This window comes from Chryseobacterium sp. C3 (genome assembly GCF_014218905.1).
Lineage (GTDB): Bacteria > Bacteroidota > Bacteroidia > Flavobacteriales > Weeksellaceae > Chryseobacterium > Chryseobacterium mucoviscidosis.
The window spans coordinates 289,773-309,331 of sequence record NZ_JACLCU010000006.1 but is presented as its reverse complement, the minus strand read 5'-3'; the positions used below and the strand labels follow the sequence as shown (position 1 = coordinate 309,331).

General features: G+C 36.5%; 18 protein-coding genes and 1 pseudogene. 9 read left to right on the top strand and 10 right to left on the bottom strand.

Features of this window, described 5'->3' with window-relative positions; genetic code table 11:
- On the top strand, nt 1-171 hold a 171-nt coding region (locus H6W53_RS15480; RefSeq protein WP_185208076.1), incomplete at its 5' end, for a transposase.
- A gap of 25 nt (nt 172-196) precedes the next feature.
- Nucleotides 197-586, top strand: a pseudogene (locus H6W53_RS15475) (sulfurtransferase); the annotation flags it as partial.
- A gap of 66 nt (nt 587-652) precedes the next feature.
- Here H6W53_RS15475 and H6W53_RS15470 read toward each other — a convergent pair.
- The 7 genes from H6W53_RS15470 to H6W53_RS15440 all read right to left on the bottom strand — a co-directional run bounded on the left by H6W53_RS15470 (nt 653) and on the right by H6W53_RS15440 (nt 5,667).
- Nucleotides 653-1,954, bottom strand: a complete 1,302-nt coding sequence (locus H6W53_RS15470) for a C2 family cysteine protease (protein WP_185208074.1) — start codon at nt 1,952-1,954, stop codon at nt 653-655.
- Nucleotides 1,955-1,966: 12 nt separating this feature from the next.
- Nucleotides 1,967-2,356, bottom strand: coding sequence for a hypothetical protein (locus H6W53_RS15465; protein WP_185208072.1), 390 nt, complete (start codon nt 2,354-2,356; stop codon nt 1,967-1,969).
- A 160-nt stretch (nt 2,357-2,516) separates the two neighbouring features.
- Entirely contained in the window at nt 2,517-2,843 is a 327-nt protein-coding gene (locus H6W53_RS15460; protein ID WP_076394014.1) for an SUF system Fe-S cluster assembly protein, read from the bottom strand.
- Nucleotides 2,844-2,846: 3 nt separating this feature from the next.
- Complete coding sequence (locus tag H6W53_RS15455; RefSeq protein ID WP_108408544.1) at nt 2,847-3,551, bottom strand: 3'-5' exonuclease; 705 nt, start codon at nt 3,549-3,551, stop codon at nt 2,847-2,849.
- Between the two features lie 88 nt (nt 3,552-3,639).
- The gene (locus tag H6W53_RS15450) at nt 3,640-3,987 is read right to left on the bottom strand and encodes a tRNA-binding protein (RefSeq protein WP_185208070.1); all 348 of its coding nucleotides are present in this window, start codon (nt 3,985-3,987) and stop codon (nt 3,640-3,642) included.
- The gene (locus tag H6W53_RS15445) at nt 3,984-4,493 is read right to left on the bottom strand and encodes a hypothetical protein (protein ID WP_185208068.1); all 510 of its coding nucleotides are present in this window, start codon (nt 4,491-4,493) and stop codon (nt 3,984-3,986) included. The genes H6W53_RS15450 and H6W53_RS15445 overlap by 4 nt, the downstream gene beginning before the upstream one ends.
- Nucleotides 4,494-4,737: 244 nt before the next feature.
- Entirely contained in the window at nt 4,738-5,667 is a 930-nt protein-coding gene (locus H6W53_RS15440) for a DUF3078 domain-containing protein (protein WP_185208066.1), read from the bottom strand.
- 245 nt (nt 5,668-5,912) lie between these two features.
- On the opposite strand from H6W53_RS15440, the gene H6W53_RS15435 reads away from it, so the two are divergent.
- The 4 genes from H6W53_RS15435 (at nt 5,913) to H6W53_RS15420 (ending at nt 10,104) form a co-directional block, all read left to right on the top strand.
- Nucleotides 5,913-6,683, top strand: a complete 771-nt coding sequence (locus tag H6W53_RS15435) for a rhomboid family intramembrane serine protease (protein ID WP_185208064.1) — start codon at nt 5,913-5,915, stop codon at nt 6,681-6,683.
- Between the two features lie 37 nt (nt 6,684-6,720).
- On the top strand, nt 6,721-7,830 hold the full coding sequence (gene dprA, locus H6W53_RS15430) for a DNA-processing protein DprA (protein WP_185208062.1): 1,110 nt from the start codon (nt 6,721-6,723) through the stop codon (nt 7,828-7,830).
- 190 nt (nt 7,831-8,020) lie between these two features.
- A complete protein-coding gene (gdhA, locus tag H6W53_RS15425) occupies nt 8,021-9,379 on the top strand; it encodes an NADP-specific glutamate dehydrogenase (RefSeq protein ID WP_185208060.1) in 1,359 nt (452 codons plus the stop codon).
- 359 nt (nt 9,380-9,738) lie between these two features.
- Nucleotides 9,739-10,104, top strand: a complete 366-nt coding sequence (locus H6W53_RS15420; protein ID WP_185208058.1) for an iron chaperone — start codon at nt 9,739-9,741, stop codon at nt 10,102-10,104.
- 214 nt (nt 10,105-10,318) lie between these two features.
- Here the strand turns inward: H6W53_RS15420 and H6W53_RS15415 are convergent, their stop codons facing one another.
- From H6W53_RS15415 to H6W53_RS15405, 3 genes are all read right to left on the bottom strand, one after another.
- Nucleotides 10,319-10,663 carry a hypothetical protein gene (locus H6W53_RS15415; RefSeq protein ID WP_185208056.1) on the bottom strand — a complete coding sequence of 115 codons (345 nt, stop codon included), beginning with the start codon at nt 10,661-10,663 and terminating at the stop codon, nt 10,319-10,321.
- A 116-nt stretch (nt 10,664-10,779) separates the two neighbouring features.
- Entirely contained in the window at nt 10,780-11,268 is a 489-nt protein-coding gene (locus H6W53_RS15410) for a YkgJ family cysteine cluster protein (RefSeq protein WP_087711898.1), read from the bottom strand.
- The gene (locus tag H6W53_RS15405; protein ID WP_185208054.1) at nt 11,269-12,237 is read right to left on the bottom strand and encodes an ion channel; all 969 of its coding nucleotides are present in this window, start codon (nt 12,235-12,237) and stop codon (nt 11,269-11,271) included. It abuts the gene before it with no gap.
- Between the two features lie 530 nt (nt 12,238-12,767).
- Between H6W53_RS15405 and H6W53_RS15400 the strand changes: the two genes are divergently transcribed.
- The 3 genes from H6W53_RS15400 to H6W53_RS15390 all read left to right on the top strand — a co-directional run bounded on the left by H6W53_RS15400 (nt 12,768) and on the right by H6W53_RS15390 (nt 19,445).
- Nucleotides 12,768-16,481, top strand: coding sequence for a hypothetical protein (locus H6W53_RS15400; RefSeq protein ID WP_185208052.1), 3,714 nt, complete (start codon nt 12,768-12,770; stop codon nt 16,479-16,481).
- 65 nt (nt 16,482-16,546) lie between these two features.
- Nucleotides 16,547-19,123 carry a hypothetical protein gene (locus tag H6W53_RS15395; RefSeq protein WP_185208050.1) on the top strand — a complete coding sequence of 859 codons (2,577 nt, stop codon included), beginning with the start codon at nt 16,547-16,549 and terminating at the stop codon, nt 19,121-19,123.
- Nucleotides 19,124-19,154: 31 nt separating this feature from the next.
- The gene (locus tag H6W53_RS15390; protein ID WP_185208047.1) at nt 19,155-19,445 is read left to right on the top strand and encodes a hypothetical protein; all 291 of its coding nucleotides are present in this window, start codon (nt 19,155-19,157) and stop codon (nt 19,443-19,445) included.
- The last annotated feature ends 114 nt before the right edge of the window (nt 19,446-19,559 follow it).

Here is a 19,559-nt window from a genome sequence, read left to right as displayed (position 1 = left end):
AGAAAAACAATAATGAATCATTACAGGGATATTTTAAACTATTTTCATCAAAGAAGCACCAATACCGCTGCGGAATCTTTTAATGCCAAAATCAAAAACTTCAGAATGCAGCTGCGGGGAGTAAAAGACAGAACTTTCTTCCTATTTAGGTTGACTAAACTTTTTGCATAGCCCCCAACTTTTGCGCTTGATCCCTCTTCCTGTCTCAGATCTGGAAACCGTTGAAAATGAATTAACGAACCAATCATCAACGGTAATTGATGTGAGAGATGCGTACCGTTACAGAGGCGAATCTGAGCCAATTGATCTCGTTGCAGGACATATTCCCGGAGCAATTAATATTCCTTTTTCTGAAAATCTTGATGAAAACGGAAACTTCCTTTCACCGGAAATTTTAAGAGAAAAATATTCAAAATTGCTTGAAGGAAAGCCCGAAAATCTGATCATTCATTGTGGTTCCGGAGTAACGGCCTGTCATACCATTCTGGCTTTGGATTACGCAGGATTCAAAATCCCGAATCTGTATGTAGGATCATGGAGTGAGTGGAGCAGAAGAGAGAATAAAGAAATTGCCACAGAAATATAAAAACTTCCACAGACCGAAATCTGCAGAAGCTGAAGGGTAGGTTAATAAAAAGGTTATTTTTTAGTTCTATTTGGTCACAGCCAAACCTTCAAAATAATATTTGAATGCATTGATTTCCAGTGCAAAAACGCCGTCGTTTCCAATCATGTTAATCGGTCTCCAGAAACTTCCGTCGAAGAAGCTGATAAGTCCCTGATAAGAATTTAAACCATTCGGTTCGGTAATTCCCCACGGATTTCTCAGGATGATGTAGTTTTTACCATTGAAAGTTGACCATCCCAAAACGGTATAAGCATGGTTTCCTACAATATTCGAACCCGTGTAATCTCTTCCCGATCCGTACGTCCATGCAACCATTGGATTGATGGTTTTAAAGCTCATCGAATTCTCTCTTACCACGCCAAAAAGATCAAGCGCTGTTCTTGGCGAGGTGTAATAGTAATACGGGGTTTTGTTCGTAAGTTGCGCAACAGCTTTGGCAGGATCTCCGAAAGCGGTTTTGGAGATGTCCGGTTTATCGTCATTTACGTTCGTGATCCATTTGGCAAAGGCTTTTTCGTAAACAGCCGGCCAGATTTCTGCGGCATCATTGCTTCGGCAATATACAGGGTTGTTGGACGAGTTAATGATTGTATTATCAGTAACTTCCACGAGTCTTGTTGCCGCATCTTTTCCTCCGCCTTTGGTAAAAAACTGAATGGCGTTGGTACGGTCTGTTTCTCCGGTTCCGGTGGCTCTCACTTTATGCTGAATAGTATAAGGATCTGCCCATGCAATAGCAGAAATAGCGGCAATAAAATAACAGTTGGCAACTGCACCCTGAATCGGGTCATTATACTCAGTCACGTCATTGAAGAAATTTCCTCTGTCGCTCCACGAAGTTCCTGCGGGAGTCCATCCGTTGGCATTTCCCATCCCGAAAATGATATTTTTAAGAGAAGGGGAGAGTACTTTATTGCTGATGGTGTTGTTCAGCTTTGGGATATTCAGTACCACTTTTACATCGCCTTTGTCTAATCTGGCATTTTTTACAGCGATGCTGTTCAGGTCTTTTATTCCGGTACCTGAAAGATCATTGAGTGTTTTAATATTCGAAAGATTTACAGTTTCCAGTTTGTCTGTTGCTCTCACTTTAATATCCTCAGATTTCAGAGTTTTTACAGTGTTATCGCTGTTAAGTTGCAGTCCTGCGTACAGAGGAGAATTGAATTTAATGTCGAAAAGTTCTGCGTAGTTTTTTTCCAGGGTTTCTTCGAGAATCTGATAAGATTTTGCGTCTTTCCAGTCGAATGTTCTTCCTGTGATGGCTTCGGTTAATGCATAAGGATTGATAACTCCTACAAACATTTCTTTAGGTGCTTTGTCCATGATAATTGTTTTTTAAAGGTTAAGGTTAGAATTAATTTGGTTGATGAAATCGGGATTGTACAGATATAAAAACCGGTTGAACAGAGAAATTCCGAAGTCATTATCCGGATGGATCTCGATTTTTTTTGAATTCACCTCAATCATTCTCTGGCTTCCTCCCACCATTGTCGGATCTTTCACAGAATCCTCTATTTTGCTGATTAAAGAAAGGAGCTGAAGAAAAATTTCTGTATTGAATTTTCTTTGTTCAGAGACGATCATTTTTTCATCCGCGTCATATCCTCTGAAGAGTTTCAGATCTGCATTTCCATCCTGTTCGGAAAAGACGATCTGATATCGGTAAGCATACTGTGGCGGAACACTTCCGTTATTAAACGATACGATGAGGGTATTGGCTTTCATACTGTTGATTTCTGAAACCAAAATTATATCAACTTAATAATCTGAATGTTAGGGTTTATACGAAATGTATATGGGGAAAAAACGGAAAATAAAAAAAGCTGCTTCAAAATGAAACAGCTCATTATTTTTTAATGGAAAAATTGCTTAAAGAAATAAAATTTTACAGCATTCCAAGCTCAAATTTAGCTTCTTCGCTCATCATATCTTTATTCCAGCTAGGTTCGAAAGTAAGTTCTAAGTCTACGCTTTTTACATTTTCCACTTCACCAACTTTATCTTTTACCTCCTGCGGAAGCGTTTCTGCAACCGGACAATTAGGCGTCGTTAACGTCATGATAATTTTTACGTCCGCTTCATCGGAGATCTGAACATCATAAATTAACCCCAATTCGTAGATGTCCACCGGAATCTCAGGGTCATACACGGTTTTTAAAACACCGATGATTTCCTCACCGATGTCAGCAATCTGATCGTCTGTAAATTTCATTTTTTAATCTAAATTGATGTACCTTTTCAACAAATCTTCCTGACGCATACGCCGGAAAACATTCGCCAAAGTTAAGACATCTTTTTCACAATAGTCAACTATTCTTTGCAAGTCTTTCTCTATGTAGTAGATTGATGAAACCATTGAGCCGTCGATATCGTCTTTTGGAGTGGGAATTCCGAAAACATGAGCCAGCAATTCCAATGAGACAAAACTTTTGTAATCCCCGAATTTCCAAAGTTCCATCGTATCGATATGCGGAATTTCCCAAGGCTTTTTTCCGAACATCTGAAATGGAGTAGGAGGCATCATTCCATTAATTAAATATCTTCTGGCAATCCACGGAAAATCGAATTCCTTTCCGTTATGTGCACATAAAATGACATCGCGAAGTCTCGGACTGTTAAAAATTTCACCAAATTCCAGAAGCAGCTTCTTTTCATCGTCACCCGCAAAACTTTTGATCTTCAGCGTATCATTCTTTTCGATCATTCCGATGGTTATGCAGATGATTTTCCCGAATTCTGCCATAATTCCGGCTCTTTCCACATAAAATTCTTCAGGAGAAACCTCATCTTTTCTCTGGAATCTCGTTTTTTTATCCCAAAGCATCTGTTCGGCTTCAGAGAGTTCTTCCCACAATCCAAATCCCGGAACCGTTTCAATATCAAGAAATAAAACTCTTTCTATAGGAATATGCTGTATCATTTTTTATTCTTCGTAATTTGTTTGAAACTAAACCTCACAGGTTTCAAAAACCTGTGAGGTTTTTCTATATTCACAGATGTTTTATAACTTATCCTACCTGCATTCCGTTCTTTGCCGACAATGATGGAGTTAAAAGGGTAACATCTTTTTTATTTTCACCATAAACACCCAAAACCAGACATTCGCTGAAAAAATTGGCGATCTGTTTTTTAGGAAAATTAACGACAGCCAAAATCTGCTGACCAATTAATTCTTCTTTCTGATACAACGAAGTGATCTGAGCGGAAGATTTTTTAATGCCTAAATCTCCAAAATCTATTTCGAGCTGATAAGAGGGGTTTCTTGCTTTCTCAAAATCGTTCACAGAAATAATGGTTCCGCAACGGATGTCTATTTTTTCGAAATCTTCCCACGAAATTTCGGGTTTTACAATCATGATAATGTGTTGATTAATTCTTCTACTTCAAGTTTCTGTTCAGCATACTTTTTCTGCAGTTCAGAACCTTCGCCCATTCTTTTATAATATTCAAGAGCTTTGCTGCCGAAGTCTTTTTTGTAAAAAACAGATACTTCAGGAATCTGAGGAAAAACCTTATGAAAAAGCATTTCGTAATACGCCTGAAATTCTCTTTCGTTTTTTTCTTCAATAACGTGTCCCGGAGCTTTCTGCCGTACATGCAGCATTTCGTGGGCGATTAAATTTAAAACCAGATTCAGATCAAAATCGAATAAATTTTTAGGGATCATTACTTTTTGCGGGCTTCCTAAAACACCTTCTGCTGTTAAGACAAGAGAATTCGGGAAAACCTCATCGCGAAGACCAAATCCTTCGAAATTGTCGTGTTCGAGATTGAAGGAGCGGATAATGTATTCTGCCGCATCAATAATCTGATCGTGTTCCCTGTAAGCTTCTAAATGTAAAGCAACCTGTTCGAAATTCATCTTTAAATATGTTTTAACAAATGTATTAAAATCGAAAGATTATCAAGGTTTTTTGCTAAGGAAAATATCAAATGAAGACGAAAATAGTAACGTGGGTTCAATATAAAACAATACAAAACATCAATAGGAATGGCTTTAGCCAATTTTGATTCAGAATCTTTACATTGAACTCAGTAAAATTAGAGGATATTCAAAAAAAATCCCTCAATAAATCTGTTGAGGGAAAATATGATCATTGATGATTTTATTTTTTAATCCACCATTGGCTGTCCTTTCTGTCGGAACGTTTCACGCCGTTGTCTAAAGTATAGGCAAAACCAACTCCCAACGTCTGTTTAAGCTGTGTTTTCTGAACCTGATTATGGTCGTACATTACATCCACTGTTATATTGGACGAAATGAATTTATTAACCTTTAAATTTAAGATCATTCCATACGCAAGAACCAATCTTTCCGGATGATCCAGATAATTGGAGAAAACGGATGCCGTATTGGTAATATTTACGTTCTCCATCAAATTAAATTTATAATAGGCTGTTCCCAGAAAACCATATTGTAAAATCGAGGAATCTCCGTCTGCTTTTAAACCGTAATTTCCTGCAAACTGAAGATCTTTATCCAGCACAAAAGCCCATCTCGCGTTGCTCGGACGAAGGGTAACATTAATATTGTCATTGGGTCTGTAGGTGATCCCCATCCCGACATTCAGATAACCGGGAGCCATAAAATTGGATATTTTTTTTGCTTCCGGATTATTTCCGTCCTCATATCCCGCAGAAAACTGAGAAATCAGACCCGCTCCTACGGAAAGATACCAGCTTTTTGAAAACCTCCTTCCGTAATTAGTGGAAACATTAATAACATCCTGCGTTTTTCTTACACCAACTCCTTTCGTATCATTTTGTCCGTAATTCAAAAGAATGATGTTTTCCCAAAGATCTTTATCTTTTTCATACGTGATGTTATAATCCAGCGCAGCAAGCCATCCCACATTGTTGGCTCCTCCACCTACCCAGTTAGAAAATGCTGCCTGATTAATCATCAGCGACTGTTTTCCTAAAACCGACCAGTGTTTAACGGTATCTACTTTAATGGCTGCGGTGTCTGTAATAACAACCTGTGCATTGGCAACAATTCCCAGAGAAAGAGAGAGTGTGAATAAAAACTTCTTCATGAGTTCAGGATTTCATTATACAAAATTCCTTACAAAAATATTAAATATAAATTTTATAGAAGGAAATTCAGTTTTAAGAATGGTTTTCAGCTTTTACTTTTTGAATTTCGATGACAAACAGAGAACTTTTGTTTAAAAAGCAGTGAAAATCATTACTTTTTGGCTGAAATAAAAATTTAAATAGATTTTTCATCGACAATTTTTCCGAAATTTATCGTTGGCTTTTCATTTGACATAGAATCTTCATGTTAAAAAACAATATAATTTCCAAAAAGGCTCTTTTATATCCTTTGCTGATGCTTTCAGCGATGTGGCTGGGCTTTTTTCTGCAGATGCAAGGCTTTTTTCAGAGCTGTTTCGGGGCGATTATTCCATTGTTGCCGGAAGGCTTATTGGGAATTATAACGTCACCTCTTTTACACGGTAATCTCGAACATATTGTGGGAAATTCTATCCCGATCGCGGTGCTTATGTTTTTGCTGTACCAGTTTTATCCTTTGGTTGCCAATAAAGTGTTTATCACAGGTTGGCTTGCTACAGGGTTTTTGGTATGGCTTCTTCCACCAATAGATATCATGACGGGAGATTATCTTTATACCTGTACCATCGGAGCAAGTGGAATAGTTTATGTTCTTGCATTTTTCCTTTTTTTCAGCGGAGTTTTTAAATGGAATATGAAATTGCTCACAATTTCTCTGTTGGTTGTTCTGTACTATGGAAGTCTCATCTGGGGAATGCTTCCCGAAGAACTGTTTTCCAATCTTCAGGAACCCAGCAAAATTTCCTGGCAGGCGCATCTTGCAGGTGGAATTGTAGGCGTAATTCTGGCTCTTTTGTTTAAGAAAGTAGGCGATAAAAAGAAAAAATTCATCTGGGAATTTCCAAATTATTACAGCGAAAAAGATGATAAATTATGGCAGGAATACAAAGAAAATCATCCCGAAGATTTTATGGAGCTGCCTTACAAAAAGAAAGACGATATCTGGGAAAGACTAGATGAACTGAGAGGGAAATAATTTTAAAAATTTTCTACATTTGTGAAAAACAACACAAATGTATTCTGAAGAACATCTTTATTCTATTGCTCTGCGCGAGTGTAATTTAATCGGAGATATTAATTTTTATAAGCTTGTCCGTATTTTCGGAAGTGCCAAAAATGCCTGGGAAAATACCAAAAAAGAATACAAAAAGCTCGACGGATTCGGATCTAAAATAATTTCGGACATCGGAAATCCTGCTCATTTGAAGTTTGCTGAAAACGAACTGAAGTTTTGTGAGACTAATCAGATCAAAATTAATCTAAGACATCTCCATGATCTTCCCAAACTTCTGCACGAGTGCGACGACGCACCTGCTGTTCTTTACCAAAAAGGACATTTTGACGGTGCTAAACCAATAATAAGCATGGTAGGAACAAGAAATATGACTTCCTACGGAAAGCAGTTTATTGAAGAGTTTTTTCAGGAAACGTCTTCCGGTAATTTTATTTCGGTGAGCGGTCTGGCTTTAGGCGTTGATAAAGAAGTTCATGAGCAGTCTATTCTTCATCAGGTTTCTACGGTTGCGGTTTTAGCACATGGTTTCCACACATTGTATCCTTCAAAAAATAAAAAATTATCGGAAAAAATTCTTGAAGAAGGAGGAGTTTTATTTACAGAATTCAATTCATCTAAAAAGCCGGACCGCGAGAATTTTATTCAGAGAAACAGAATTGTAGCCGGAATTTCCCCTGCGACAGTTGTGGTGGAAACAGCTTTTGGAGGCGGTTCAATCAGCACCGCAACGTTTGCCAATCAGTACAACCGCGAAGTATTTGCGCTTCCCGGAAAGATTACAGATAAACAGAGTCAGGGCTGTAATCATCTGATTTTTCAGAACAAAGCTTCGGCAATTTCCACGATAAAAGATCTTGTTGAAAATTTAGGATTTAATCATCCGGAGAGCAGAACTGAAGAATTATTTCCATGCAGTGAAGTTGTTGTTCAATTAACTGAAAATCAGAGTAAAATATTTAAAATTATTGTCGAAAATCCACAAATTTCTTTGGACGATCTTGCTGATAAAACAGACCTTTCTTCACACAAAATTTTGCCTGTAATTTTAGAATTGGAGCTTTTAGGAAGAGTAAAATCATTTTCAGGGAGACAATTTTTAGCAATATAACAATTAACGATTTCTTAATATTGCATTATTTTAAACATAACATTTAATTTTTAATAAAATTAATGATTGAATTGCTGATTTAATAATATTAAGTCATTATATTATTAAATTTTCAACAATTGTTATTTAGGGTGTTGTGAATCTTGAAAAAAAAATTAAATTTGTTGGCAATAATATTCAACCCTAATATATGGAACAATATAATATTGACCAGAAAATCCAAGAATTTATAGCTAAAATTGAGGCAAAAAACCCTAATGAGCCAGAATTTTTACAAGCAGTAAAAGAAGTTGCGGTAACTGTAATTCCGTTTATCTTAACGAAAAAGGAATATACGGGAATGAAGCTTCTAGAAAGAATGGCGGAAGCTGAAAGAATTATCATCTTCAGAGTTCCATGGGTTGACGATAAAGGAGAGATCCAGGTAAACAGAGGTTTCAGAATCCAGATGAACTCTGCGATCGGACCTTACAAAGGAGGAATCCGTTTCCATCCAACCGTAAACCTTTCTGTTCTTAAATTCTTAGCTTTCGAGCAGGTGTTTAAAAACTCTTTAACAACGCTTCCGATGGGAGGTGGAAAAGGAGGTTCGGATTTCGATCCTCAAGGCAAATCTGATATGGAAGTAATGCGTTTTTGCCAGGCTTTCATGACGGAGCTTTGCAAACACATTGGTCCTGAAACAGACGTTCCTGCGGGAGACATCGGAGTAGGAGCAAGAGAGATCGGATATTTATTCGGACAATACAAAAAAATCAGAAACGAGTTTACGGGAGTTCTTACAGGAAAAGGTCTTGCGTACGGAGGTTCATTAATCCGTCCTGAAGCTACAGGATACGGTGTTGTTTACTTCGCGGAGCAGATGCTTAAAACCATCGGACAGACTTTCAAAGATAAAACGGTAACGGTTTCAGGTTTTGGAAACGTAGCTTGGGGAGTTATCAAAAAAATCTCTGAACTTGGCGGAAAGGTTGTAACGATTTCCGGACCGGACGGTTATGTATATGATAAAGACGGAATCGATGGTGATAAAATCGATTATCTGTTGGAATTAAGATCTTCAGGAAACAACAGAGCGGAAGATTATGTGAAGAAATATCCTTCTGCAGAATTCTTTGCAGGAAAACGTCCTTGGGAAGTGAAGTGTGATGTTGCGATCCCTTCTGCAACCCAAAACGAATTAGATCTGGAAGATGCTAAATTGTTGGTGGAAAACGGATGTGTTTGTGTAACAGAAGCGGCAAACATGCCTTCTACACTTGATGCAATCAACTATTTCTTAGACAATAAAGTATTGTTCTCTCCGGGGAAAGCTTCAAACGCGGGTGGTGTTGCGACTTCAGGTCTTGAAATGACGCAAAACTCAATCCGTCTGAATTGGACTTCTGAAGAAGTTGATGCAAGGCTGAAAGAGATCATGATCGGAATTCACAAAGCGTGCAGAGACTACGGAAAAGAAGAAGACGGTTATGTAAACTACGTAAAAGGTGCCAATATCGCCGGATTCGTGAAAGTTGCTGAAGCAATGTTAGCTCAGGGAGTAGTATAAAATACAAAGGTTGGGAAAATTCCCGACCTTTTTTCATATAACCTGTTCCCGGGATTAAAAATGGGAAAAAAGTAAAAAGTGAAAGGAGAAAGCGTTGATTATTCAGCGCTTTTTTTTATTTTTAACGCTACGTTCGAAAGGTCTTGTTTTCGAATGATGTGAATATTTTTCGATCGTAAAGGCATTTCATTCAGCTAATGATAATCATTTTAATTCAAATGAAATTAACATCTTCATGTCATTTCGACATAGGAGAAATCTATAACGTCTCAACCAAAGACAGATTCTTCACTTTGCTAAGCTTCAATCTGAATGATAATAAGAACTGCCAAAAAGTGAAAAATCATTACCTTTAATTTATGAAAAATACATTTGAAAATATTGATGAATATATAGCTCTGTTTCCTGAAATCAAGGATAAATTAGAAAATCTCAGAAAGCTGATCCTTTCACAAAATTCTGAAATTGAAGAGTATATTGGCTATCAGATGCCTGCTTTCAGATACAAAAATAAACCCTTGGTGTATTTTGCAGGGTATAAAAAACATATCGGATTTTATCCCGGAGCAGAAGGAATAAAAGAATTTGAGGCTGAATTTAAAAAAAGCAATTATAAATTTTCAAAAGGAGCCGTACAGTTTCCTGTAAATGAGGGTCTTCCTGAAAATTTAATAAAGAAAATTGTTCAGTTCAGACTTGAAGAAATACATCACAAAAAATCCTGAAAAATGATTCAGGATTCTCTTTATTTGCATATCGATTATTCATTCAAAATTTGATATTATGTTAAATGCAACTTTCGTACAAAGTTTATTGTTTCTACTTCTTTTAACTTGATTTATAATTATTTAAGATAAATTATACCGTTTGATATTTACGAAAAAATCCTGAAACATTACATTTCAGGATCTTCTTTCTACTTCTTAAAAATTTAAATACTTACTTCGACTTTTTCTTCTTGGATTTCTTTTCTTCTTTTATAGCGTCTGTAGATTTGGTGGTATCTGCTACTGCTTCTGTATTGGCATTTACAGTGGTTTCTGTGGATGCTGTTGTGGCGGGTGTTGCTGATTCAACAGTGGCAGTGGTGCCTGTATTTTGGTTTTGGCTTGACGTTCCGGAGTTTGTTTCCCAGTTGGTGGTTGCCTGTGAATTCTGTTGGGTCTGAGTGGTCGATGGATTATTAGAATTTGTGGACGAATTTTGTTGTGATGTTACCGTTTGAGCCGATACTGCGATTACTCCGACTAATGTAAACGCTGCTGTTAAAACTAACTTTTTCATAATATTAATATTTAAATGGTTGTTTAACTTAAACGCCGGCATTTTGTCTAATATTATGCGTGAAGTCTTTATTTAACGGACTTTATAATTATTTAAGACGGATTTTGAATTGTATATTATTTTCCTAAATTTTTCATAATTCGCTCTACAAATTCGTATGCAGCGGGACAGATCACGGTGTTTTTGATCATTAAATTATTGATCTGGTAGATCTTCTTTCTGTCGGTATGGGGATATTCTCTGCACGCTTTCGGACGCACTTCATAGATAGAGCAGGTATTGTCTTCATTTAAAAAAAAGCACGGCAAATTTTGCAGAACTTTATCATTATCTTCATCTACACGCAGGAATTTTGCTTCAAAATCGGCAGGTTTCATGCGGAGATGCTTAGAAATTCTTTCAATATCTTTTTCGGTATAAAGCGGTCCTGTTGTTTTACAGCAATTGGCGCATTGCAGACAGTCTATTTTTTCAAAAACCTCTTCATGCGTTTCCTGAACCACATAATCCAGATTTTTTGGTGGTTTCTTTTTCAGTCCGTCGAGAAATTTTTTATGCTCTTTCTGCTTTTGTAAAGCCTGTTTTTTATAAAATTCTAAATCCATTTATTCTTCTTCCACCAATACGGGAAGTTTTGCTTTTTGATACTCACTTATTTTATCCAGATTCAGCACCGTGGAAAGATTATCTTTATCAGGATAATACATCGGGATGAATTTTGCTCCGTACACGATTTCTTTGGTTATATAAGAAGTTCTCTGAACCACCGTATTGGAAAAAACCTCATCAAAAGCACGGATATGCACAATAATTTCAATTCCGGTATTTTTAAAATCCTCTTCAGAAAATCCATAAAAAGGGGATTCTTCATCAATTTCATGAACAATTGTCCAGTTCAGAGCCAATGTATTGATTTTGCTGAACTGTGTTTTCAACTGATAAAAATTACTTCTCGAAATACCATTTTCCACCACTTCAATAGCCGTGGTAATAACAACTTCGGCATCTGTTAACGCATTATTTTTATAAGGCGCCAGTCTGAACATCAATGCTGAAGCTTCTTTAAACGGTGCGATAACGGCAATTTCAGAAAATTTCAGATACGCTCTCGGTCTTGAGAACCTCCCGTAGAAAAGTCCCGTTGCAATGGCAAAGGTAAGCAATCCCAGAAAAGCTTCAAAGGTAGCAACAAGACTGGCTGTAAAACCTACCGGAGCAATTCTTCCGTATCCTACTGTTGTAAAAGTTTGAGAACTGAAGAAAAATACATCAATAAATTCATTCACTGGATTACTTTTATCAATTCCCGTTAAATGTTCTACTCCGATAAGATAATAGATTAAAGCAAAAAATAAATTAACCAGAATATAAGCAATAACAAGATAGGAAATGAACTGAAAACTGGACAGTTCCAACATCGTATGATACCAACTGTATCTGTTGAAAATATTCACCCCTTTTCTGTTGACGTTCGGAAGACCATCTTTATTGATAAACCTTCCGGAAGCATTACTGCCAAAACCACTGTTTTCAGTGTTTTTCTGTCTGATTTTTTCTCTGAATCCTCTTGCCATTTTTTATATCATTTTGTTTTTACTTTTTCTGTTGATTCTAAACCTGAAAAATAAACTGATTTATCAATTCGAATCAAAATCAACATACAAAGATAAAATATTGTTGTGATGAATTTTGTAAAAGGATGGATGAAAATTTTTAGCTAAAATATGAAAATTTCAAATGAATTTTAACACCAAAAAGCAACTCACAGAATACATTAATTTTCTTCTAAAAAAGCTAAAAAATTAGACAATTTTCTCTTCAAAATTTCCGAAAAATCCTTCAAAAATTTTTCTCACTGATTTTCAATTAACTATGGATTTTTATCGAAAATAATTAGAAATCAATTTAATACGACGAGTTTTGTCGCCACGCCGGACGATATTTGCAGTATAGAAAAACAGAGAAATGAAAAGAGACTTTAAAACTCATGGTGGACATACTTTAGCCTGAAGACCACCTAAAAAAATAAGGCTAAAACCTGAAGTGACTCTACTAAAAAGGGGCTTCAAATCTTAACCTTTATAAAACCAAACAAATTTACAAAATGTCAGGAAAAAACAATGCGTCTCAGACGCTTTTCAGATTCGTGAGCTTAAGAAATCCACAGCTTACAGAAACCAAAGAAAGAAATTTAGGATTTATCCACAGACCAAAAGGAGCTACCGGAATTTTCGATACTGCCGTTGCAGGAAAATTTTCAAGAGCATCGAAGTTCTCGGAAATGGCAAATGCGGCAAGAACATTCAGCAATTCAGGATTCGAAACAGAAAAGAAAATTGAAGAAGGAGAATTCGGGAAACTTCTGATTATCGGGAGGAAAATTTCTAAAAGAGAAGAGCTTAACGCCAACGAATTAAGCGATGTAAAAAATTATTACAGTCATCTTATTGATAACAATAAAGAGCTTACAGCAGATGGAATCAAAGTCTTTTCAACTCTTTGGAACAATTATATTTTCCAGATCGTTACTCAGGGAGATTTCTATGTGAAAGAAGCAATCAGCCATATTTTAATGGCAATCCATATTGGCTTTGCCCAAAGTATGAATTTAGCGGATCCTGAAATTATCAAGGTTAATGGACCAAAGCCATTGGAAAAAGCCTTGGATGGGAAAATTGTTTTGCCTAAGTTTTTATTCTCTGAAGATGCTGTTACCGCGGGGTCTGTCTCTTCAAGAGCTGCTTCCGGAACATCGGCTAATGCTTTGAGTGCAAGAACTTCGCAAAGATTAGAATCTGAAACACAGGCTTTATTATCTGCCAACAAAGCACTTCATCAAAAAGAAGCTTTGGAAAAGCTTAACGCAGAACTGGAAAAGCTTCAGAAAAGATACCATAAAGTTAGTGAACAGGCTTATCAGGAGGCATATGCTAACTATAAGGAACAAAATAGAGATGCCCTTGAACTGTACGAAAGAAAATTAGAGGAAGTAGAAAGTAGAATTACGAAGGAAACCCCTGAAGAAGAAAAACTCCGAATGTACGAGGAGTTGAAGAGATATGAGGTCGCCCCTTTTCAGTTTTCTTACAAAAACGAAATTAATCTGTTGGATCTGAAGGACAACCTTTCTCCTGAATCTTTAGATACCTTCATCAAGCTCTTTGCAGAATTCGATCATCAGAAGGCCGCTGAAGAAGCTGAAAAATATGGAATTGAAGTTCTTTCAGACCATATGTTAAGAATAGGTTCCCAAAACATCACGCTTGATAATGAATTAGAAAGCTATTCTGATGCCTTAAACATCATCGGGAATCATATTTCTTCTTCTATGCAGACCGCACTGGAAAACTCACCACTTCAGCAGCAGCAGTATGTTAATCTTGCAGGGGCATCTGTTCCGGTGGTGCAAAGCACGGCAAGGACACCAATGGCTTATAGTTTTTATTCCCACAATACATTTGGATTTTCGGGAGCGGGAGGATTTGTTAATTTCTCTTTTGAAGTCGCAGATTCTTCATGGAACGTTGCTTCTGCAAAAATTTTTGCTACAAGCGATACCGCAGGAAGTTTTGAAGAAAACTTCAGCAATATTCCGGTAATCAACGATAAAATTACTTTGCCAACTTGTCTTATCAATAAATTCAGAGCAAGTCTTGCTTTCAGAATCGAAATTATTTTTGATAATGGAAGTAAAGCATCCGCAGATCTTGGACAGTTGTACCCAAAAGAAGATATCAGTCTAACCGGAATGCTTACTCTGACAAGAGGAGTGGTGGAAAATCCGGAAGAACCGGAGAATGTAAAAATCCAGAAACGCAGAAACTTCGGAATCAAAAGATTAGGAGTTGCCGATTATCTGAAAGTCGTGCAGAGTATTCACGCCTATGTTCCGGGAGAAGTTTCCAATATTGAGAACGTGATGGCAAGTGAGCTGAGGCATAAATCTTCCGTAGCAAGGGATTATTCTGAAATTACGGATACGACTTCCAAGTCTCAGGAAACAGAAAAAATCTCTGATACTTCCAAAACTTCCAGAACAGATATGCAGACGGAAGTAGCAAAAGAACTGGATAAGCAACAGAGTTTCAATGCTCACGCAAGATTTGGTAAATCGGGTACTTGGTACTTTGAAGTAGGAGCCGATTATGCCAACAATACCGCGCAGCATGACAGCACAAGACAGGCGGTTGCTAAATCTCAGGAAATCACGGAAAGAGCTATGGAAAGAGTATTGACCAAAATTTCTGAAGAAAGAGTACAAAAGATCATTAAAGAATACACGGAAACCAATGTTCATGAATTTGACAACAGAGGAAAAGTAACTGAAACAGATGATGCAGATGCAGCACAGCCTAAACACATTACAGGCGTTTACAGATGGATCGATAAGAAGATGAAAAATCAGATTTACAATTATGGGGTACGTACCATGTTTGAATTTATGGTTCCTGAGCCTTCAAGACTGCATCGTCTGGCGGTTGCCGTCGCAAAGGCGCAGGTACTTACGGCTCCGGTAGATCCGAGAACCGCTCCATCTCCTAAAACAATGGACAGTCCAAAGGCTGCAACTAAAGAATTATTGCAATATTGGGCGAATATTTATGGAGTTACACTTACTGATTTACCTAATGCTAATCTTACTGTAACCAGTAATGTAGAAATAGATTTGGATAATAGTGCGACACCAAGAATTTTACCAATCAGTATTCCTGCAAATTATAAAGCATATGAAGCTGAAATAACGTATGCTTTTTATAACAGATTCAAAAAAAATAGTTCTTGGTTAACATTTGATAACTTAAAAGGAGGTTCGCAGCATATTGAAAATCCGCATCGTCAGGGTTGGCTTCGAAGCAGTTACACAAGTTACGGAATTAATATTGTTGGAGATTATAATATGCAGTATGCAGGAGAAAACGGAACAACACAGGTAGGTTTGGTTGTGAAAGCTAAATGTACCCTTTCTGATGCATATATGCTTCAGTGGGCTACAGAAAACTTTAATGCTATCATCAAGGCTTACGAAGAAGCGTATAAAAAATTCCAGGAAGAACAGGCTCGATTGGATGCGGAGCAGAAGGAGAAAGAAACAGAAGCTAAAGAAAAACAGGGGAATTTCTACCGTTATATGGAGCATGATACCCTGAAGCATAACTGTATCGCTTATCTGTTGCAGGATTACCTTAACTCAAATACACTGGGCTATGAATCAACAAACGCATTGAATGATAATACCAAAATGGATAATTTCCAAGTGTACCTGAATGATAACCTTGATCAGTATGCAGCTTTGGCAAAGTTCATGGAACAGGCATTTGAGTGGGAAATCATGGATTATACGTTCTATCCGTACTATTGGGCAAACCGTAAAAGCTGGCAGGAATTCTACCTTACCGAAAGTATGGATCCGTTGTTCAGAAGCTTCCTTCAGGCAGGGATGGCAAGAATCATTGTTACCGTAAAACCTGGCTTTGAAGCAGCCGTACAGTTCTTCCTTGAAACAGGAATTATCTGGAACGGAGGTGCTGTTCCTGTGATCGGAGACCCAATGTATATGTCTATTGTAGACGAGATGAGACAGCCGACAGGAGTTCCGCAAGGAAAATACTGGATCACAAGAGTTCCTACAACGCTGACGATTCTTCAGGATTCTTCTACGGGATTACCGGTTGATCCGCTGCATCCGCTTCCTCTATTTCGTGAAGATTATCCGGAAAATTGTGAAAACCGTGAAGAACTTGTGTTTGAAACAAGCTTCAGATTGGATACAGAGGCGCAGTTGCAACATGGAGAAAAAGACACCAGTACTTTAGGCTAATATTTATTTAACAAAATGGCGGACTAACCGCCATTTTATTTCTCATAACATTAAAAACTAAAAAGATGAGCACAATAAAAGCATTAAAAGTTCCAAAAATACAGGATATTTCCTCTCCATCTCAAGTCATAAAAGCTATTCCTCCGCTAGGGCTACCAAAAAAAAAATCTGGTAAATATTCAGAAGATTTTTATGGATTAGAAAGAAATGAAAAAATTGATTTTTCTAAGATAGTTAAATACTTGAAGACTGGCACAGAAGAACCTTTAGACTGGACAAACTTTATTGCCCCAACAAAAATAATTAATGAAAGTGTTGTAATTGGTACAGATGGTGTGGTTGATGTAAAGAGAAAAGTTAATGAGACAATTCCTTTTTATTATATCAACTCTTATAAACAGAAAATTACAACATCGATTAGCTGTGGTATCAATAGAAAAATAGATAATATTGACAGTACAATATCAATATCTTTTCAAATTGACAGCAACCAAGAACAAATTAAGTGTAAGGCAGCATACTTTTATAAAAATACAGAACATTATCGGAATTCTGTACAATCAACAACTTCAGAAAATGCATTTAGCATTAATGATAAATATGTTGGCATTATGTTTTTCATTGAAAACATTACGGATATATATTACTTAATCAAAGAAATCCAAGGAGATACCCCTGAATGGTTTCAAGAATTAATTAACAACAAATATATTCCATTAATTGAAAGGACTACAGTTATTAAACAACTTATTTGGTTATATGAAAACGCCCCTGATTTCACATTATCCAGCTTAAAACCTGAAGTTTTATGGAAAAACATTTGTTCTTTTTACAGCTATGATGTAAACGGTTTTTTCAGCTTTGTAAGAGATGCCAGTCCTGCGTTAATGAAAGCATTATTTGCATTTAACACTCCTCAACGAATCTCATTTTTGATGCAACAATTCAATAAAAACCAAAGTTTTGTAGTTAACCTCTACCATGCTTTGGATGATGAGATAGCTTTTATGGGCCAGGAGGTTCCTTGTAAAATGGCCTTTATAAGCATCATTAATTCATTCTCTCATATCGCAAAAGATAATTTCACTTTTACTAATCATCTTTTTTCAGTTGGAAAAAAATCTTTTGTAAGTCTGGAAAAAATAGAGTCCAATCTAAAAGAGGATAAAAACAAATACTATGTTCAACAAAAATATATTACAGACGAACAATTAATAGATACCGGAAGTGTTATCATGGATATTGGTAGTAATACCGTTACAACAAGAGCAATAAAACTAAATCCACTAGATATTGTTATTGTTATAGAAGAAGAAACTCAAAGTCTCTTATTTGTACCTGCATTGTTTCTCTATGATAAAGAGCATCAGAAAAACATGGAAGGACTGGCCAGTGCAATCAGAATTGGAATAAACATGCTGGCGATTGCATTAGCTGTAGAAACCCTTGGAACAAGTTTATTAGCTGCTGAAGGAGCCAGCTCTATTACATTTTGGGGAATGTTAGTAGCTGTAGACGGAGCCATCGCCTTAGGAGATTTGGGAATTCAATTAGCCAAAGATAACCTAACGAAAGAATTTCTGGATATATGGGAGAAAATTTATAAAACAGCAGGTTATGCAACAGCTACAACAGCCGTAGTACAACAATTATACAAAATAGGGGGGAAGATATTAGCCGAAGAAACCAGAGCAGAAATAAAGAATTTTGTAATGAGCTGCATGGTAAAAGTAATGCTTGAAAGAGAAATTTCTAACTTTACCAAAAATACATTTAAGGTACTCCTGACAAACAAGGAATTAATAGATGCAACAAGAGGTCTTGTAAACGAAGCTAAATCAAAAATGCTAAATAAATATGGCATGTTCCTAATAGAAGGACAGTTCAAGACTCAAAGAATTGTAAAAAATAAGGTTGTAGAAGAAGTTAATAACGAGATTGCTATAGTATATAAAGGTGAAATAATTACAAGAGCCCAAAAATCCGAGTTTTATAAAGAGGCTAACAAGCTGTTGAAGCACCTTAATAACCCAAAGGAATTTATTAAAGCAGCTGAAGAACTTCTTACATATGGTAAAATATATCCTACAAGCAATTTAAAAGATTTACTTACTGAAGCAGAAGCTTATAATAAATATGGGGATTGGGGTAGAAGCCTCGTAGAAAAGGTGAATATAGATGCTGCCAAAATTCTTTCTACTTTCGATGCTGGTGTTATTTTCGAAAAAACAATGATAAGTGGTTTCATTTATGTAAAAAATGGAATAAGGTATATTTCAACTGAAACCAATTTTTTGAAAGCAGAAATAGGAAAAGGAAAAGGTGAAGTATATAAAAACTTCATTGATAATATCCACCCTACTCTTAAAATAAGGTTGGAAAAGCATATTGCCCGTTTAAAAATGAAAGGGATTCCTGCTGAAGAAATTGACATATTAAGGGCTGGTGCAATGGGGTCTCATGGAGAGATAAGAGCATTAGATAAGCTGTTAACGACTATTGATCCTGAAGGAAAACTGGGAGAAGCAGTCTTTCATGATATTATCGGATACAACAGATATTTAAGAATTGCCGATAAATTACAACCTCCATGTGTCCATTGTTATTATTTAACCTCAGGAATTAGATTCATGGGATTTTAATAAATTTGTTTAATACATTAATCGAATAATCATGGCATTAAAAATAAAAGAAAGCGAGTTAACATGTAACCGTTTAGACGGCGGAGGAGTTCCTATATATTATCACAATGGCAGCCCTTTTACAGGCATTGTTTTACGGTACTATGACACTGGCGAGCTTTTTTGCGAAGAGGAATATAAAGACGGATATCAGGAAGGATGGTTCAGATCTTATCATAAAAACGGTAAAAAATACACAGAATACAAAGCCCATAACAACGTAGAATACGACGGGACTTATAAAAAATGGGATGAAAATGGTAATTTGATGGCATCCTTCTGATAAGAATATAATAGATAAAAAATAAAACGCGACACGTTTTGTCGTATTAACTGCGGCTCCCTCTATTAACCCCATGAAAAAACAGAGGGTTTTGAGAAACAAATAAACATCTGA

Excerpts from the sequence above, each read along its gene's own strand:
- H6W53_RS15470 (WP_185208074.1), bottom strand. The coding sequence starts at position 1,954 with ATGGACAAAGCACCTAAAGAAATGTTTGTAGGAGTTATCAATCCTTAT.
- H6W53_RS15465 (WP_185208072.1), bottom strand. The coding sequence starts at position 2,356 with ATGAAAGCCAATACCCTCATCGTATCGTTTAATAACGGAAGTGTTCCG.
- H6W53_RS15460 (WP_076394014.1), bottom strand. The coding sequence starts at position 2,843 with ATGAAATTTACAGACGATCAGATTGCTGACATCGGTGAGGAAATCATC.
- H6W53_RS15455 (WP_108408544.1), bottom strand. The coding sequence starts at position 3,551 with ATGATACAGCATATTCCTATAGAAAGAGTTTTATTTCTTGATATTGAA.
- H6W53_RS15450 (WP_185208070.1), bottom strand. The coding sequence starts at position 3,987 with ATGATTGTAAAACCCGAAATTTCGTGGGAAGATTTCGAAAAAATAGAC.
- H6W53_RS15445 (WP_185208068.1), bottom strand. The coding sequence starts at position 4,493 with ATGAATTTCGAACAGGTTGCTTTACATTTAGAAGCTTACAGGGAACAC.
- H6W53_RS15440 (WP_185208066.1), bottom strand. The coding sequence starts at position 5,667 with ATGAAGAAGTTTTTATTCACACTCTCTCTTTCTCTGGGAATTGTTGCC.
- H6W53_RS15435 (WP_185208064.1), top strand. The coding sequence starts at position 5,913 with ATGTTAAAAAACAATATAATTTCCAAAAAGGCTCTTTTATATCCTTTG.
- dprA (WP_185208062.1), top strand. The coding sequence starts at position 6,721 with ATGTATTCTGAAGAACATCTTTATTCTATTGCTCTGCGCGAGTGTAAT.
- gdhA (WP_185208060.1), top strand. The coding sequence starts at position 8,021 with ATGGAACAATATAATATTGACCAGAAAATCCAAGAATTTATAGCTAAA.
- H6W53_RS15420 (WP_185208058.1), top strand. The coding sequence starts at position 9,739 with ATGAAAAATACATTTGAAAATATTGATGAATATATAGCTCTGTTTCCT.
- H6W53_RS15415 (WP_185208056.1), bottom strand. The coding sequence starts at position 10,663 with ATGAAAAAGTTAGTTTTAACAGCAGCGTTTACATTAGTCGGAGTAATC.
- H6W53_RS15410 (WP_087711898.1), bottom strand. The coding sequence starts at position 11,268 with ATGGATTTAGAATTTTATAAAAAACAGGCTTTACAAAAGCAGAAAGAG.
- H6W53_RS15405 (WP_185208054.1), bottom strand. The coding sequence starts at position 12,237 with ATGGCAAGAGGATTCAGAGAAAAAATCAGACAGAAAAACACTGAAAAC.
- H6W53_RS15400 (WP_185208052.1), top strand. The coding sequence starts at position 12,768 with ATGTCAGGAAAAAACAATGCGTCTCAGACGCTTTTCAGATTCGTGAGC.
- H6W53_RS15395 (WP_185208050.1), top strand. The coding sequence starts at position 16,547 with ATGAGCACAATAAAAGCATTAAAAGTTCCAAAAATACAGGATATTTCC.
- H6W53_RS15390 (WP_185208047.1), top strand. The coding sequence starts at position 19,155 with ATGGCATTAAAAATAAAAGAAAGCGAGTTAACATGTAACCGTTTAGAC.